Here is a 17,138-nt window from a genome sequence, read left to right as displayed (position 1 = left end):
GTGCTTTGTGGTGAAATATAGTCGGTTTGTATAAGGAGAAAATCATGCGGGTATATCTGGTGCAACATGGTTTGGCAAAAGACGAGAGTGAAGATGTAGCAAGGCCATTATCGGAACAGGGCAGGGAAGATGTCACCCGTACTGCAGGGTTTCTGAGTCTGTTTGAGAAGCCGAGGCCAGCAAGAATTCTGCACAGTGGTAAATTACGTGCCCTGCAAACTGCCGAGATGTTTGCCGAAGCCTGGGGCGGTTTGCCGGTTGAGAAGACGCTCGATCTGGCTCCGAATGATGATCCATCCACATGGTCGGCGCATTTCGCATCGATGTCAGACGATGTCATGCTGGTCGGGCATCTGCCGTATATGCAGCGCCTGGCAGGGCTACTCCTTTCCGGTGATGTAAATCGTGAGGTTGTGCATTTTCGTAATGGTGGCGTGCTCTGTCTGGAAAAAAGGGAATCCGGCTGGGCGGTACTATGGCAGATCAACCCGACACTTTTCTACGGTGAAGATTAAGTTTGGCGGCTAACTTGCTTCAATATTTTTGAACTTCAGTGGTGCGTATTCATTAAGTTCAAAGAGGAGCAATGCCATGGCCTGCAGGCAAAACCAGCAAGCTACTTTTCGACAGCTTATCGTATGATTAGGAGGCTAATCTGCGCCATAGTGTTATGTCTGTTTCCTTTTCTCTCAGAAGCAGCTGGCGATTCCGTGACACTACAATTAAAGTGGAAACATCAGTTTCAGTTTGCCGGATTTTATATGGCTGCCGAGAAAGGCTTTTATCATGATGCCGGTTTTCAAGTTGAGATTCGTGCCGGTGAAGTGGGCAAGGTTCCTGCTGATGAGTTAATCCATGGCCATGCCGATTATGTTGTGGCCGATCCCGGTATCCTGCTTGCCAGAGCAAAGGGTGCCCCGGTTAAGGTTCTGGCGGCAATCTTCCAACATTCACCATTGACGCTGATCGTCAGGGAAAATTCAGGCATTACCCGCTTTTCCGATCTGCGTGGTAAACGCATTATGCTGGTGCCGGGCCTTAACGCTGATATCGAAGCCGCTCTGGGTGCTGCAGGTATTACAGCGGATGATTTCACCAGACAGGACACAAGTTTTGATATTCGCGATCTGGTTAACGGAAACACAGATGCGTTCGCCGGTTATGAAACCGATCAGCCGCATCAACTCAGGTTAATGGGGGTTCGCTCTCGCATCATCCATCCAAGGGAAGAGGGAATTGATTTCTATGGAGATGTTCTGGTCACCTCTGAACAGAACATCACAGAGCAACCTGAAAAGGTGAAAGCGTTCACTCAGGCATCCATGCGCGGCTGGCAATATGCCCTTGATCATATTGACGAGACCATTGATGTGATTAAAGAAAAATACAACGATCAGGACCTTTCCAGAAAACAATTGGTATTTGAGGCCCAAAAAACCAAAGAGATGATTGAATCTGATGTGGTTCAGATCGGTTATATGCGGGAACAACGCTGGGTTGATATTGCTGATATCTATATTACCCAGGGGCTTCTGCCAGCAGACTTTCCAGCTTCAGAGGTTATTTACCTTCCGGATGAAAGTTTTTTAGACGTTATCAAAGAACATCGCTGGTTAATTGGCATAATTCTACTGGCTCTAATTAGCATTCTGCTTACTCTGCATTCCATAAGCTTACGCAGGGCAGTACAAGTCAGAACGGCCAAATTGAAAGAGAGTGAAGAACGTTTCAGAGAGCTGTTTGAAAGAAATAAATGTGTGGAGCTTATTATTGATCCGGATAATGGCGAAATTGTAGAAGCTAATCACGCAGCAGCAGTTTTTTATGGATATAATAGAGAACAGCTGTTGGCATTAAATATTTCAGCTATTAACACTTTTGCAAATGATCAGATTCACGAAGAAATGGCACTCGCCCGGCTTGCAAAACGGGACCATTTTATTTTCAAACATCGTTTGTCAAACGGCGAAATCAGAGATGTTGAAGTTTATTCCGGGCCAATTGTTTGGAAACAGAAACAGTTGCTTTATTCCATTGTTCATGATGTCTCTTCCCGGAAGCAGGCAGAAGCAAAAGCCACGGCACTGAACAATATTCTTGAAGAATCATTGAATGAAATTTACATCTTCGATGCTGAGACATTGAAGTTCATTCAGGTGAATTATGGGGGGCGATTGAATCTGGATTTTGATCTTGATGAACTCAGAGAGCTTACACCTGTAGATATTACACCTGAGATTGATCAACAAGCTTTCATGGCTCTGCTTGAGCCCCTGCGAAGTGGTGAGCAAAGGAAAATCCAATTTTCGACAGTGCATCAGCGTAAGGACGGATCCCGATATCCGGTCAGGGTTCACCTCCAGCTATCAGCACTGCAGTCCAAACAGGTGTTTGTAGCCGTAGTTCTCGATGTGACCGAGCTGGAAGATATGGAGCAGCGATTCAGACAGGCCCAGAAAATGGAAGCTGTTGGTACGCTTGTCGGTGGAATCGCACATGATTTTAATAACATGCTGGCAGGCATGACCGGTAACCTTTATCTGGCCAAACAGCGCTCTCAGGGGCAACCCGCGGTGATTCAAAGTCTCGATAATATTGAAAAGCTCTCTTTTCGAGCTTCGGATATGATTCATCAACTGCTTACCTTTGCCCGTAAGGATCAGGTCAGCATGAATGCAATAGCGCTCAATCCCTTTATGAAGGAGACCATCAAGTTTCTTCGCGCATCCTTACCGGAAAATATTGATCTGGTTCATGACCTTTGCAGCGAAGCATTAACCGTGAATGGCGATATCACTCAGCTTCACCAGATAATGATGAATCTGGTAAATAATGCACGAGATGCACTTGATGGGATAGATCGGCCACAAATCAAGATCAAGCTGAATTTGTTTGTACCTGATGATGAATTCATGCGAGTGCACACATATTTCAATATCTCGCCCTATGCGCTTATCAGTGTGGATGATAATGGTTGCGGCATTCCGGATCGTCAGATTGAACATCTGTTTGAACCATTCTTCACTACCAAGGAGCAGGGTAAAGGAACCGGACTTGGCTTGGCTATGGTGTTTGGTGCGGTTAAAACGCATCAAGGTTACGTGAGGGTGAATTCTGTTGAAGGAAAGGGTTCAATATTCAGCATATATATCCCGTTGATAGATGCAGAGGATGATACTCAGAAATCCAGACGTGATCAGGAAGTGGTAAAAGGAAATGGTGAAATGATTCTGATTGTTGATGACGAGCAGCAGATTGTTTCGACAGAAAGAGAGGTGCTTGAATCGCTTGGTTATCAGGTATTAACAGCCTCAGATGGTGATCAGGCTGTTGAGGCATTTAAGCAACATGCAGATAAATTGGACCTGGTTATTCTGGATGTTGTCATGCCCAGGATGGGAGGCATTGAGGCGTCTCAATGTATGCGGTTGATCAATCCGCAGGTGAAAATAATCTTCTCGACAGGTTATGATAAAGATAATGACGGCAAACTGAAAAATGAAACAGTGCTCAGCAAACCGTATATGATTGAAGACCTGAGCCATTTGCTCCAGCAGCAACTAAATACCTGAGAATCAATAATCGAAAACAGGTTGCATGGCAGTATCAAACTTGAATAGAGAAAGCCCGAACGGTTGCTTCGGTAATTCTAAATTCGAGTACCGCTGTTGTCCGCTACCATCTTCTGTTTGGAAACATCTTTAAGCATTGGATTTTCTTCGGCATCTGCGCGTTTAAGCAGTTTGACGGGTAAACGCAGTTTCTGACCGGTTGCCAGTGGTGTTTGAAGCCCCGGATTGTTTGCACGAATCAGATGAGTCGAGGTGTTATAGCGGCTACTGATGTCACTCAGATCATCACCTTTAGCGATGGTGATAGTCATATGACTACGCTCGATAGATGCAATGCTCTGTTTAACCTTTTTCACGCGGGTCTTGGAAATGCGAAGTTTAAGGGCTTTAGGCTTGCCATCCACATACTGGTTCAATTTCAGTTGAGGATTGAAACGGAAAATCTGGTTTTCAGGCAGTTCCGCTCTGGTTTGCAGGGCATTAATGTCGATGGGTGTCTGCACCTTGATCGTTTCAGTTCTGTACGGTTTTGGAAACTTAATCAGACCGTCATGATGCAGTGCGATCAGACCGATGATGTGGCGAATGTACGTTTTAGTGATCGGTGGCAGGGGCATTTTACGCAGCCCGTCTTCGGGTTTCCATGGGCGACGGTTCAGGCGGCGTTGTACTGCTGATGGGCCCAGATGGTAGGCAGCCAGAGCCATCTCCCAGTTGCCAAAACGACGGTATTGGCGGGTCAGATATTTGGCTGCTGCACGAGTACTGGTACGGATCTCACGGCGACCATCGATGTATTTACTGTGTTTGATGTTCAGGTCACTGGCTGTGACAGGCATCAGTTGCCACAAGCCTGCAGCACCAACAGTGGAGTGTGCGTAGGGGTCATAGCTTGATTCTACTACAGGCACCATCTGTAGCTCTCTTGGGTAGCCGAAACGGTCCAGAGTTTCGATTAATGGCTGGCGCACATAACGTGAACGGGCAGCAACCGGCTTCCAGTGACGGCCATATACGCGCCATGCTTCATTTTTAATGTTTTGTATTTCTCGATCTGTGAGCCCTGCAAGGAACGGGTTGCTTGGTTTGATAACTTGCACTGTTTCCGGCTTTACCGGTTTTTCAGCGCTTACTTCAGGCTGCTGGAATTGAGCACAGGAGATCAGGCTCATGGAGGCTACGATAAGCAGGGTTCTGAACAGGCTGGTTGGACTAAAGGTATTCAACATGCCGCCACGCTAGATACTCAATCCCATCCAATCATTGATGCCGGTCACAATTTGGCAGGACTGCCAAATTGGACGCGCCAACGGCGCGCCTGAAAGGCGAGGGGCAGGAGCCCCGAGTCACAATTATCAGAGCTGAAGATTTGGACGAGCTTTAGCTCGCCTGAAGGGTGAGAAATCCGCAGGAGAGCAGAATTCATGTCGCACATCCATGTGCTCCACCCCTTCGGGGCGCTTAGACGTGTCATTGTGCTATCCTGCACAATGATGGATTCGCCAACGGCGCGCCTGAAAGGCGAGGGACAGGGTCTCCGAATCACAAATCCGCAGGAGAGCGGAATTCATGTCGCACATCCGTGTGCTCCACCCCTTCGGGGCGCTGAGACGTGTCATTGTGCTATCCTACACAATGATGGACTCGCCTTCAGGCGAGCCCGGAGGGTGAGGCACATGGATGTGCCGAATCACAATTCCGTAGCACTGAATGCATCAGTCCCTCTGGCACTTAAGCGTGCCATAGGTATTTCCTGCACGAGTCAACGCATTGTAAAACCGGATTCATACCCCTCATGGCATGCTTTATGCGTTCAACAACAGATGCATGAAATAACCGATATCTTAGATAAGAAATCTAACAGGGGAGTATGGCGCAGATTTCTGATGCTTGCTCTGCCTGTGGCGGGAATTCTTGTGTTAAGTAGCTATCTTTTTTTACAGTCTGAGAAGCAGTTGCATCTGGACACAGTGCGTATTGAAACGGCTCATCATATCGAAAGTCAGGCCAAGAATATTCGTGTGGAAGTCAAACAGGCAGTTTTACATGTCAAATTTCTGTCCAAGCATAGCGAGGTTGTTGAAGTACTGAAAAATGACGATATTCATGCATTTGATGAATTAAGCCACGATTTCCATTCATTTGCCAAATATATGGGTGTCTACGATCAGGTGCGCTTATTGGATCGAAATGGCTATGAGGTTGTACGAGCCAACTTCAAAGATGGTGAGGCAACATTGACCCAAGAAGAACATCTGCAGGATAAAAGTAACCATGACTATTTTAATCAGACCATCAATCTGCCAGATCAAAACGTGTTTATTTCCGACCTGACCTTGAATGTTGAACATGGACGCATCGAGCAACCGTACAAGCCGGTGATCCGTTATGCTGCCCCCGTAATAGATAGCGATGGAGAAAAAATCGGCGTGGTCGTGATTAACTTTCTAGGCAAGGTATTGATCGACAGGTATCTGGATGCTACCGATGTGGCGGGTGAGAATATGTTGCTCAATGCCAATAGTTTTTTTATCCATGCTGAAGATGAAAATGTAACCTGGGGCTCCATGCTGGACTCGAGGGAAGATCATAGTTTTGCAAACAGTTTCCCCGACATATGGAATGGAATCGTTGAGGCACGAGACGGGCAGATTCTCTCAGAGGATGGGCTATTTACTTTTGCTACGGTGTCTCCTTATGGACTCATAAGTCAGGATCAGCCGCAAGGATCAGGTGCAGATGACTGGGTTATAGTTTCTCATGTGCCCAGTGCTGAATTGTTTGCAGATTCAGAGAATTCTTTCCAGATGTTTGTAAAAGTGAATCTGCTTATGTTGATATTATGGATGATTGTAGCCTGGTTATGGGCACGAGCTGAGTCGGGACGTGCGGCTGCTTTTTTAAAGCTGCAACAGGTGTTTCAGACAAAACGCAGCTTGTTGCGACAGCAGTTGAATCTGCAGGAACTTGAACGAAGATCATTGGCGCGAGCACTGCATGATGATATGGGACAGTCATTAACATCGATTCAGGCCTATGCAGCAGCGATTGGCAAATCATTAACAGAGAAAAGCAGTGAAACAGTCGGAGTAAATGTTCAGCGAATCAGAGATATCACCACTCATATCCAGAAATCAGTGCGCAGCCAGTTGCATGATTTGAGGCCGGCCAGTCTTGATCGCCTGGGTTTAAGTGCTGCTGTACAGGATATGTTGGAAGAATTCTCTCAGCGCGAAAGCATCACATGTGAGTTTGTTTGCGAGTCGGCATTACCCCGATTAAGCGATGGCCAGAATATCCACCTGTATCGAATTGTGCAGGAGGCTCTGACCAATATAGCTAAATATGCTCAGGCCCAACATGTGAAAGTGTGTATGAATCCTTCAGAAGGCAGGCTTAATCTGTTGGTCAGTGATGATGGCTGTGGTATGGCGACAATCGAGGAGAGTGGACTGGGTCTGTTAGGTATGCGTGAGCGAACTGAATTGCTAAATGGTGAAATCAACATTACTTCAGCATTGAAAAAAGGGGTAAGTATCAGCGTGAAAGTGCCACTGGAGATGAAGATATGATCTCCGTTTATCTGGTTGATGACCATGCCGTGGTAAGGGCTGGTTTTAGCAGTCTTCTCGATGCTGAATGCGACATTCAGGTTGTCGGTGAGGCGGCCAGTGGGGAAGAGGCGTATAGCGGTTATTTTGAACTACAGCCGGATGTTGTTATCACCGATATATCCATGCCGGGCGAAGGTGGCCTGGGTTTTATACGGCGTCTGCTGACACGCGATATAGATGCGAAGGTGTTGGTGATGAGCATGTTTGATGATGTAGCTTTTGTAAAACGTGCTCTGGAATATGGTGCAATGGGCTATATCAGTAAGTCCGATAATCCGGATCTTCTGGCTCCGGCAGTTCGTGCCCTTGCTGCAGGTGAGACCTGGGCCTCTCCGAAACTGGCGCAACAGCTGTTCGGCAGTAATCGATCAGGGCATGAGAATCCACACGAAATTCTGACCTCCAGAGAGTTTGAGGTGTTTGTGCTTCTGGCCCTTGGTCAGGACGGCAAAGAGATTGCTGATGCCTTGCATTTAAGCCCGAAAACCGTTGGTACACACCAGACAAGGGTATTTAATAAACTGCAGGTAAAAACAGGCGCTGAACTGGCTCGTCTGGCCATTCGCCTGGGTATCATTAAAGCATAAGCTGCAGGATAATCTGTAAGTAGACTATTCAGTTCAAACAGGAGATGTCAGGAAATTCCGCATCTTTGAATGGTAAATTGACGCATATTATTTTTGAGTGGTATGCAGAGTATTGGCTGTATGAAGATATCCCGATACCACCCAGTGATTAAACTACTTAGCGTCGTAGTGATTACAGAATTACTGATTATGTCCGGTCTCCATTATTTTACGGATGATGCATCTCCGTGGTTGCTGGATATGCTTGATGTTGTTCTGCTGGGTCTGATCACTGCCGTTGTTGCGCAACTGTGGATTGTGCGACCTCTGGCGGATGCCAGAGAGCAGGATGCGTTATTCCGGGCAATTTCCGAGGATTCTTATGCAGGCATCATCATCACCGATCCGGCACGAGATAACGCCATCGTATATGCCAACCCTGCATTCAGTCGTATGACTGGTTATTCCATGGCAGAGACGAAAGACAGGGATATTCATTTTCTGACTACAGGACTGGATCATCAATCTGATGAGGATAAAATTATGCTTGCCATGAAGGGGGCTGAACCTGTTCATGCACTGTTAAAAAACAGGCGCAAGAACGGTACGGTTTTCTGGAATGATTTTCATCTCAGCCCGATTCAGCTCGACGGAAACTCTCCAAGATACTGGTTGGGCTTGCTGCATGACGTGTCAGAAACCAGAGCATTGAATTTGCAGGTTGAACATCTGGTAAGTGCAGTCGAACAGGCTGGTGAAATGATCTGTATTTTTGATCAACAGGGCCGTATTGATTTTGCTAACAGGGCTTTTACAACACAGATCGGTTTAAACAATAAAAAGCTTAAGAAACAATTGATTTGGGACTATTGGTGCGATGAAACATGTTCCCATACTGCTGTGCTCGAGGCGCTGGACCTGAATGGTCAATGGTTGGGGCGCAATCAGTGGCAGCGGGCAAATAGCGAACCCTACGAAGCCATGACCAATATATCTGTTGTAATGGGTGATGATGAGCATCGTATGTATATCGCGGTGATTCGGGATATGACTCAAGAGATCGAAGTTGGCAATCAGCTTGTCCAGGCTCAGAAAATGGAGGCGGTCGGTGTGCTGGCTGGAGGCATTGCCCATGATTTTAATAATATGCTGGCAGCGATGATGGGTAACCTGTACATGCTGAAAAAAAGTATGCATGAAGACCATGATGTCGTTCGCCGTATTGAATCGATTGAGGCGCAGGGACACCGCGGTGCTGATCTGATTCGTCAAATGCTGGTCTTTGCACGCAAAAAAACAGTGGACCGGCAAAATTTGGATTTGCAGATTCTGGGCAAAGAAATCAGCAAGCTGTTACAAACCAGTACGCCTGAAGATATTAGCCTGAACGTGGATATTGATACGACTAGTATGATGCTGTTTGGCGATCCGTCGCTTTTGCAAAGCTGTATATTCAATCTGGTTAATAATGCCCGTCATGCGATAGAAGATGCACAGAGTCATGCCAATATTGCAGGCGTGATTAATCTGTCGGTCTACGCGGTTCCTGTGGATGCTGTGAGTGGAGAAATCAGAGAGATCATCTCTGCAAGTGGCGCTGCAAGCGTGAGACAATGTGCACATATTTCTGTCTCCGATAATGGCCTGGGTATGGATGAGAAAACACGCAATAGGGTATTTGAGCCCTTTTTTACAACCAAAGAAGCAGGTCGGGGAACGGGTCTGGGGCTGCCAATGGTGATGGGTTGTGTTGAGATGCATGGTGGCTGGATTGGGCTGACAAGCAGCCCGGAGAAGGGCACTTCCATTGATATCTATCTGCCCCTGAACGAGGTGGATGTTGAAGCAATTGAAGCCGCTGATCATGCAATCTGTCAGGGGAGAGGCGAATGGATTTTGCTGGCAGATGATAATGTCACTCTGTGCGAATCCGTATGTGAAGTTCTCGAGGAAGCCGGTTACAGGGTTCTTGTAGCATTTGATGGGGAACAGGCATTGCAAAAGTATATGGAGCACAAAGCCGATATTCGCATGGCAATACTCGATTGCGTGATGCCGAAGCTTGGTGGTGTTGAAGTGGCACAGAAGATCTGGCAGCACAGTGGCGATACGGTGAAAACAGTGCTTATGACCGGTTATGACCTGGATGGTTCGTTGTTATCAGAGTGGCCGTGTCGTGAACAACCGGTTTTATTGCAAAAGCCATGGCAGATGGAACAGTTGAATGAAACCTTGAAGTCTTTAAAGCAAGTCAGGGACTACGATCCTGTGGCATAGAGGGCCAAAGCAGTTCAAGGTTTCCTATCGCTTCAGATCAGGTCTCAGAATCCAGAACAGGATCATGGATGTGATGGCTCCCAGCGTATCAGCCAGCATATCTTTCTGTGCATCCCAGATGTCACCCTGAGAGCCAAGAAATTCGATACCTGCTTCTCCGCCTTCAAGTACAGCATACCACCATTCAATGATCTCATATCCGGCAGCCACACTCATGATGAAAAAGATGCTGAATACAGTGGCCAGTTTCAGACTGCAATGCTGCTTTCGCATCAACCATTCGGCCATGGCAAAGGCATAAAATCCGATCACAAAGTGACCAATACGATCAAAATGATTGCGACCATCGCTGCCGGGTAAGTGATGCAGCCATTCGAAAGGAACATTGGCAAAGGTGTAATGGCCGCCGATGGTATGCCAGAAAAGCCAGATGGCCATCAACGTATATGCAATAGGGCTGAAGCTGAATCTTCGATAAGTGAAGACAAGAAACAGGAAGATAATCACCACCGGAATTACTTCCGCAAACCACACCTCGCGTGAGACAGGTTCATTGGCCAGAACTATGAAGAAAACAGTGAAAACAGCAGCCAGCAGGTGGGGATAATATTTCATTATCATGCCGGCGTTCTCCTGTTAATCGCAGCGTCCGTATTTCACGTTCAGCTTTTTGGACTGAGTCCAGCACAGACTGCCTGCTTCAGGCATGAAAGACATGCGCCAGCACCAGTTATTTTCCAGTGTGCCGGGCGTATTGAATTTCGCCTCTGTACCCAGTTCCAGCAGATCCTGCATCGGAATCACAGCCATCCTGGCTACTGAAGCCATGGCGCATTCAATCATGGCCCATGGCATATCTTCCTCTTCGGCACCCAGAACAGTAAGCGCATGTTTACGCACATGTTCATCGGCCTGATCGAACCAGCCCAGTGTCGTGTCGTTATCATGCGTGCCGGTATACACCACGCTATTTTCTTCGTGATTCTCCGGCAGATACGGATTGCTTTCATCGCCGCCAAAGGCGAACAGCAGAATTTTCATGCCGGGCAATTCAAACTTTTCACGCAGTGCAGTCACTTCATCAGTGATGATGCCAAGATCCTCTGCGATTAACGGCAGCTTGCCCAGCTTGTCGTTGAGGGTTTGCAGCAGTGCATCTCCAGGGGCTTCCCGCCACTCACCGATGATACCATCCTCACTTTCACCGGGGATGACCCAGAATGCTTCCAGGGCGCGAAAATGGTCGATGCGCAGCATATGCATACGATCCAGTTGCCGTTTTACGCGCTGCACCCACCAACTGAAATCATCAGCCTGCAGTTTGTCCCATAGGTAGAGTGGATTTCCCCAGCGCTGCCCTGTTTCAGAAAAATAGTCAGGCGGCACACCGGCAACTTCATCGCACAGGCCATATTTATTGACCGTGAAATACTCGCGATTCGCCCAGACATCAGCGGAGTCGTGTGCTACATAAATGGGCAGGTCACCGAATAGCTGAATTCCGTGTGCTTCTGCATGTCTCTTTAAAGACTGCCACTGACAATCGAACAGGTACTGTTCAAATATGGCCTGCCTGATCTGTTTGATATGCTCTGTTTTTGCCAGCTTTAGCGCTTTCTTTTTCCTGTCACGCAACTCCTGCGGCCATTGCCACCAGGCACGATCACGGAATGCATTTTTCAGTGCAAAGAACAGGGCATAATCATCCAGCCAGTAACTGTTGGTATTGCTGAAATTATCAACTTTTTGAGCAATTTCAGCTTGCTGTTCAACCTGCGCCCAGAACTGTTTGCCCGCTTTGTAACGCAGAGCTTCATGCAGTTGTGCAGTGTCGCAGCGGCTGAGATCATCTTCTGAGAGCCAGCCATGCTGAACACATTCTCTGAGGTCAATGAGTTCAGGGTTACCGGCAAAAGAGGAGAGTGACTCATACGGGGAACCATGCCCATGTGTTGGCCCTAATGGCAGGAACTGCCAGATCCGGAATCCGGAATCATGCAAATGCTGGATAAACGAGCGTGCTTCCGCACCCAATACACCTTTATGGAACGGGCCGGGTAGGGATGTAATGTGCAGAAGTGCTGCCGAGCTTCGGTGATCCAGCCATGCATTCATATTCAGTCCTTTATAATGGGTGGGTTGTTATATTCATGGGCACGCTGCTTAAGCTCCGCCACGACGCATGGTGCCGCCACCTTCTGCATCACCACCACCTTGTGAAATGGTTTCATCCAGAGAGGCAGGAACCGGAGAGTCGATCAACAGGTACAGTTTCTTTAAATGTCTGCGGTACAGGTTATCAAAATCGCGCACTGCAGCACCCGGATTATAATCCCCAAACCACCAGCACCAGTCCGAACCTTCGCAAATACGCAATTGTTCGGTTGCAGCTTCAAGTTGTTCTTCGTTGAGATGACCCTGCTGTGCATCGAAGGCTTTTTTCGCTTCAATCAGCAATTCCCAGGCACGGGTTTTGGCCTTGTCACCGATCCATGTGGAAAGGTTACCATATACCCATGAACCGGCAGTCAGTTTAGGCAGTTTTTCTGTGGCCGGATGTTTGTCCAGATACTCACTGAATGTGGTCAGTTCATATTCATCATGCTCAGAAATACTTTGATACAGTTTGGTCAAAAATGGCAGGGCGTTCTCATGGTAATGTTCCCAAGCATTTTCACCGTCCATAATAATGGCGACTACGGGTGCATCCATGCCCATGGTTCTGTGGCGGATACCGGCCAGTTCATGCATGAAATTGTTGATTGCATCAGATGTGTTCCAGCGGCTGTATTCAAAGCCGAGCAGGTCGGAAAGACGGTCGTCGCGGAAGAAACAGGTAATCTCTTCTTCACCTTCACCGACCAGCCAGGGGTGGTAAAGATCGCGGTTCCCCTGTTGTTCACGCAGATTATATTTCAATGAGTGGTGCAATACCGATTCACCGGTTGCACACCACTGAAACCCGGATTGCCCCAATAGAGCCAGCGTTGCATCGGAAACGGCACCTTCAGCAGGCCAGCAGCCTTTGGCAGCGTGTCCGAAGGTTTGCTGATGTGTTTTCTGACCCAGTGTGATGTGGTCCAGCGCGCGTTCGCGGCCACCCGGATACTGTTCATCGGGAATCAGGGCATCAGCCACAGTTTCACGTGCTGTATTAAAATCAAGCATGAGCGGAATGATCGGATGGGCGTATGGTGTTGTGGTTAATTCGATTTTGCCGGATTCCACCAGACGGCGATGCATAGCCGGAATCTCGGACAGAAGTGATGCAATCAGCGTGAGCAGATCACGTCGATCCTGATAGGAGAAGTTACGGGCCTTTTCAATCAATCTTCTGGCAACAAAGTTATGGTTTCGTACTGTTTCCCCAAGCCAGGCAAGATGATACCAGGTAACCAGGTCGGTAAAGAAGCTGTCGCCAAGGTAATCCTGAGCATCATTGTTTTTGGCATGTTCAGCCATATTCCATAAACGCGAGTAGGCTGAATAACGATGCAGATTACGTTCGTGGTTGAGGCGGAAACAGCTTTCCAGCAGATATTCTCGAGAAGATTGATCGGACTGACCGGACTTATCGGCCAGAGATGCCAGCAGCGGGTCATTCAACTTGGATGCAGTGCCATCAAGGAATTCTCTGAGGTGGCTGGCATAATCTTCAATCTGTGCCGTCAGAGATGGCACATAATTGATTACCGCTTTAGCGCGGGGTAGCTGAGCAAGAATCTCTGCCATATCGGTGTAATCTTTCATGGCATGCAGATAAACCCAGGGCAGGTGATAGCGACCTGTGTCAGCCTCACAGTAAAATGGCTGGTGCATATGCCAGTAAAAGACAACGGATAAGGGCTGAGACATGGTTGAGAACCTCCTGGTTTGTAGAGGCGGCCGCCTCCGGGGTTAATATTTATAGCACGTCCATGTGCATGAATTTCGCGTCGGGAAGAATGAAGCAAGGATTGCCATTGGCAACCCTTTGCTATTCACGGTATTAAAGAATACGAAACAGATGTTTCAGTCTCTTGCTACCATTCCCTGTTATATTCGTAGTTTAGATTACAGCTGATGCAATCCCTGACCAAGCATGTCCGGTGTAACCAGAACCACGCCGTTTGCAGATACTTCGAAACATTCTTTATCTTTTTCAAGGTCATACCCGATGACCATGCCTTCAGGAATGACCGTACCTTTGTCGATAATACATTTCCTGATCTTGCAGTTTCGACGGATTTCAACATCCGGCAGAATTACTGAATCTTCAACTTCAGAATAAGAGTGCACGCGCACATTGGAAAAGAGCACCGAGCGACGAACGGCAGAGCCAGTAATCAGACAGCCCCCTGAAACCAGTGAATCCACTGCATATCCACGACGGCTATCATCGTCGAAATAGAATTTCGCTGGTGGTAGCTGCTCCTGCTGCGTCCAGATCGGCCAGTCCTTATCATACATATCCAGGTCAGGCTGAACGGTAACCAGATCCATGTTGGCTTCCCAATATGCATCAAGGGTACCTACGTCACGCCAGTACTGCGGTGCGCCTGTGTTGGCATTCATAAAGCGGTAGGCGAACACATTGGCATTTTCAATGGCGGTTGGAATGATGTCCTTACCGAAATCATGGCTGGATGAGGAGAGCTTGGCATCATCAAGCAGACGTTCACGCAGGAAGTCTGCCGAGAACACATAGATGCCCATCGACGCGAGGGCCTTGTCAGGTTTGTCAGCCATTGGCTTTGGATTTTCAGGTTTTTCAGCAAATTCGGTGATACGATGTTCGTGATCCACATCCATAACCCCAAACTCTGTTGCTTCTGCAAGGGGAACCGGAATACATCCGACAGTGATATCTGCGCCTCTGGCAGCATGAGCGGCAATCATCTTACCGTAATCCATTTTGTAGATGTGGTCACCGGCAAGAATGAGTACATATTCCGGATCATAATGACGGATAATGTCCAGATTCTGGTAGATCGCATCAGCAGTACCTTCGTACCAGCCTTCACCGGTACGCTGCTGGGCAGAAAGTACTTCCATGAACTCTCCGAACTGACCGGAGAGGAAGGACCATCCACGTTGTAAATGACGTTGCAGGGAGTGAGACTTATACTGTGTTAGAACCGAGATGCGACGAATACCTGAGTTGATGCAGTTTGACATAGGGAAGTCGATGATGCGGAACTTGCCTCCAAACGGTACGGCAGGTTTGGTTCGCCACTGCGTCAAATCTTTTAATCTTGAACCTTTACCGCCAGCTAATACCAAAGCAACGGTATTAGACGTTAACTTACTGATATTGCGTTCACTGCGTTCCACCTGAGTTGGACTCATGTACACCCTCCCATCTTAATAGATGGGCTAAAGTATATCACCGTTTTAGCCATCTTGCATGTATGTGGTGATGTTTTTTTTGTGCCATCTTCGTTATCATTGCGAAATACTCATCAGGGGGAGATACATGCTCATCCATTCAATCGCGACCACGCCTTTTGAAGGTCAGCGTCCGGGAACGTCCGGACTGCGCAAAAAGGTGAAAGTGTTCCAGCAGGAACATTATCTGGAAAACTTCGTGCAATCTGTGTTTGACAGTATCGGCGATTACAGCGGCCAAACACTGGTAGTGGGTGGCGATGGACGTTTTTATAATCTCGAAGCGACCCAGACTATCCTCAAGATGGCGGCAGCCAGTGGATTCGGCAAAGTGCTGGTAGGCCAGAACGGTATTCTTTCCACGCCAGCCGCATCATGTGTGATTCGCAAATACAATGCCTACGGCGGGCTGATTCTCTCTGCCAGCCATAACCCTGCTGGTCCGGAAGAAGATTTCGGTATTAAATACAATATGGGAAATGGTGGTCCGGCTCCGGAATCAGTGACTGAAGCTGTGTTTGAACAGACCGGAAAAATCGAGTGGTATCAGACTATCCAGTGCGATGATGTGGATCTTTCCAGTACAGGTACTACAGAAATAGCCGGCATGACGGTAGAAGTGATTGATTCAGTTGCCGATTATGCGGAGCTGATGCAATCGCTATTTGATTTTGATGCGATCCGCGATCTGCTGGCGAGTGATTTTCGCATGGCTTTTGATGCCATGCATGCGGTTACAGGTCCGTATGCCACAACTATTTTTGAAGATATGCTGGGTGCGCCAAAGGGTACTGTGATGAACGGTGTACCGAAAACGGATTTCGGCGGTGGACACCCCGATCCTAATCTGACTTATGCCCATGAACTTGTTGATGTGCTGTATGGTGAAGATGCACCTGATTTTGGTGCTGCTTCTGATGGTGATGGCGACCGGAATATGATTCTGGGTAATCATTTCTTTGTTACACCAAGTGATTCTCTGGCAGTTATTGCTGCCAATGCTGAACTGATCCCGGGTTACAAGGCGGGCATCGCTGGCATTGCCCGCTCCATGCCGACATCCGGGGCCGCTGATCGTGTGGCTGAGGCCATGGGTTTAAGCTGCTATGAAACACCAACGGGCTGGAAGTTTTTCGGTAATCTCATGGATGATGGAAAAGTTACCATGTGTGGCGAAGAATCTTTTGGCACAGGTTCAAATCATGTGCGTGAAAAAGATGGTCTGTGGGCAGTACTGTGCTGGCTGAATATTCTTGCCGCACGCAAAACGTCTGTAGAGGCGATTATCACCGAGCATTGGGCTAAATTTGGGCGTAACTATTATTCACGTCACGATTATGAGGGTGTGGATTCTGCTGCAGCAACACAGGTGTTGCAGAATGTGCGTGATCAGTTTGTTTCTCTATGCGGAACGGAGTTGGCAGGGCGCACGGTTGCAAGCTGTGATGACTTTTCCTATACCGATCCTGTTGATGGCAGTGTCAGTGAGAATCAGGGAGTTCGCGTATTATTTGAAGATGGTTCGCGAATAATTTTCAGACTTTCCGGTACGGGCACCAGTGGCGCCACGATTCGTATCTACCTGGAATCCTTTGAAGCGGACACAGGCAAGCAGGGCATGGATGCCCAGGATGCACTGGCCGGTTTTATTGCAGCTGCCGATGATATCTCCGGACTGCAAAAACTGTCAGGTCGCGACAAACCGACCGTGATTACCTGATGCGTTGGTTGAAACTGAGTTC

General features: G+C 47.8%; 11 protein-coding genes. 6 read left to right on the top strand and 5 right to left on the bottom strand.

Annotated features, from left to right (window positions below; all coding sequences use genetic code 11):
• The first annotated feature begins 44 nt into the window (after positions 1-44).
• Together sixA and MMIC_RS12480 are read left to right on the top strand one after the other, a co-directional pair.
• The gene (gene sixA, locus MMIC_RS07620) at positions 45-515 is read left to right on the top strand and encodes a phosphohistidine phosphatase SixA (RefSeq protein WP_072659871.1); all 471 of its coding nucleotides are present in this window, start codon (positions 45-47) and stop codon (positions 513-515) included.
• 195 nt (positions 516-710) lie between these two features.
• Positions 711-3,572: an ABC transporter substrate-binding protein gene (locus MMIC_RS12480; RefSeq protein WP_171966475.1), complete on the top strand. Its 2,862-nt coding sequence runs from the start codon at positions 711-713 to the stop codon at positions 3,570-3,572.
• A gap of 77 nt (positions 3,573-3,649) precedes the next feature.
• Here MMIC_RS12480 and MMIC_RS07600 read toward each other — a convergent pair whose 3' ends face one another.
• A complete protein-coding gene (locus tag MMIC_RS07600; RefSeq protein ID WP_143144912.1) occupies positions 3,650-4,801 on the bottom strand; it encodes a lytic transglycosylase domain-containing protein in 1,152 nt (383 codons plus the stop codon).
• Positions 4,802-5,248: 447 nt separating this feature from the next.
• Between MMIC_RS07600 and MMIC_RS07595 the strand changes: the two genes are divergently transcribed.
• The 3 genes from MMIC_RS07595 (at position 5,249) to MMIC_RS07585 (ending at position 10,029) form a co-directional block, all read left to right on the top strand.
• Entirely contained in the window at positions 5,249-7,144 is a 1,896-nt protein-coding gene (locus tag MMIC_RS07595) for an ATP-binding protein (protein WP_072659870.1), read from the top strand.
• Complete coding sequence (locus MMIC_RS07590; RefSeq protein ID WP_072659869.1) at positions 7,141-7,773, top strand: response regulator; 633 nt, start codon at positions 7,141-7,143, stop codon at positions 7,771-7,773. The genes MMIC_RS07595 and MMIC_RS07590 overlap by 4 nt, the downstream gene beginning before the upstream one ends.
• A 120-nt stretch (positions 7,774-7,893) precedes the next feature.
• Positions 7,894-10,029 carry a hybrid sensor histidine kinase/response regulator gene (locus tag MMIC_RS07585; RefSeq protein ID WP_171966474.1) on the top strand — a complete coding sequence of 712 codons (2,136 nt, stop codon included), beginning with the start codon at positions 7,894-7,896 and terminating at the stop codon, positions 10,027-10,029.
• 24 nt (positions 10,030-10,053) lie between these two features.
• Here MMIC_RS07585 and MMIC_RS07580 read toward each other — a convergent pair whose 3' ends face one another.
• The 4 genes from MMIC_RS07580 to glgC all read right to left on the bottom strand — a co-directional run bounded on the left by MMIC_RS07580 (position 10,054) and on the right by glgC (position 15,357).
• Positions 10,054-10,644 carry a DUF2238 domain-containing protein gene (locus tag MMIC_RS07580; RefSeq protein ID WP_072659908.1) on the bottom strand — a complete coding sequence of 197 codons (591 nt, stop codon included), beginning with the start codon at positions 10,642-10,644 and terminating at the stop codon, positions 10,054-10,056.
• A 21-nt stretch (positions 10,645-10,665) separates the two neighbouring features.
• Positions 10,666-12,144: a 4-alpha-glucanotransferase gene (gene malQ / locus MMIC_RS07575; RefSeq protein ID WP_072659867.1), complete on the bottom strand. Its 1,479-nt coding sequence runs from the start codon at positions 12,142-12,144 to the stop codon at positions 10,666-10,668.
• A gap of 48 nt (positions 12,145-12,192) precedes the next feature.
• Positions 12,193-13,884, bottom strand: coding sequence for a glycoside hydrolase family 57 protein (locus MMIC_RS07570; RefSeq protein ID WP_072659866.1), 1,692 nt, complete (start codon positions 13,882-13,884; stop codon positions 12,193-12,195).
• Positions 13,885-14,082: 198 nt separating this feature from the next.
• On the bottom strand, positions 14,083-15,357 hold the full coding sequence (gene glgC, locus MMIC_RS07565) for a glucose-1-phosphate adenylyltransferase (protein ID WP_072659865.1): 1,275 nt from the start codon (positions 15,355-15,357) through the stop codon (positions 14,083-14,085).
• A gap of 127 nt (positions 15,358-15,484) precedes the next feature.
• Here glgC and MMIC_RS07560 point away from each other — a divergent pair, with 127 nt between their 5' ends.
• Positions 15,485-17,116 (top strand): alpha-D-glucose phosphate-specific phosphoglucomutase, encoded by a 1,632-nt coding sequence (locus tag MMIC_RS07560; protein WP_072659864.1) that lies wholly within the window; start codon positions 15,485-15,487, stop codon positions 17,114-17,116.
• The last annotated feature ends 22 nt before the right edge of the window (positions 17,117-17,138 follow it).

The sequence above is a fragment of the Mariprofundus micogutta genome (assembly GCF_001895085.1).
Lineage (GTDB): Bacteria > Pseudomonadota > Zetaproteobacteria > Mariprofundales > Mariprofundaceae > Mariprofundus > Mariprofundus micogutta.
The sequence above is the reverse complement of the archived record's forward strand: the minus strand, read 5'-3'. Positions and strand labels throughout refer to the sequence as shown.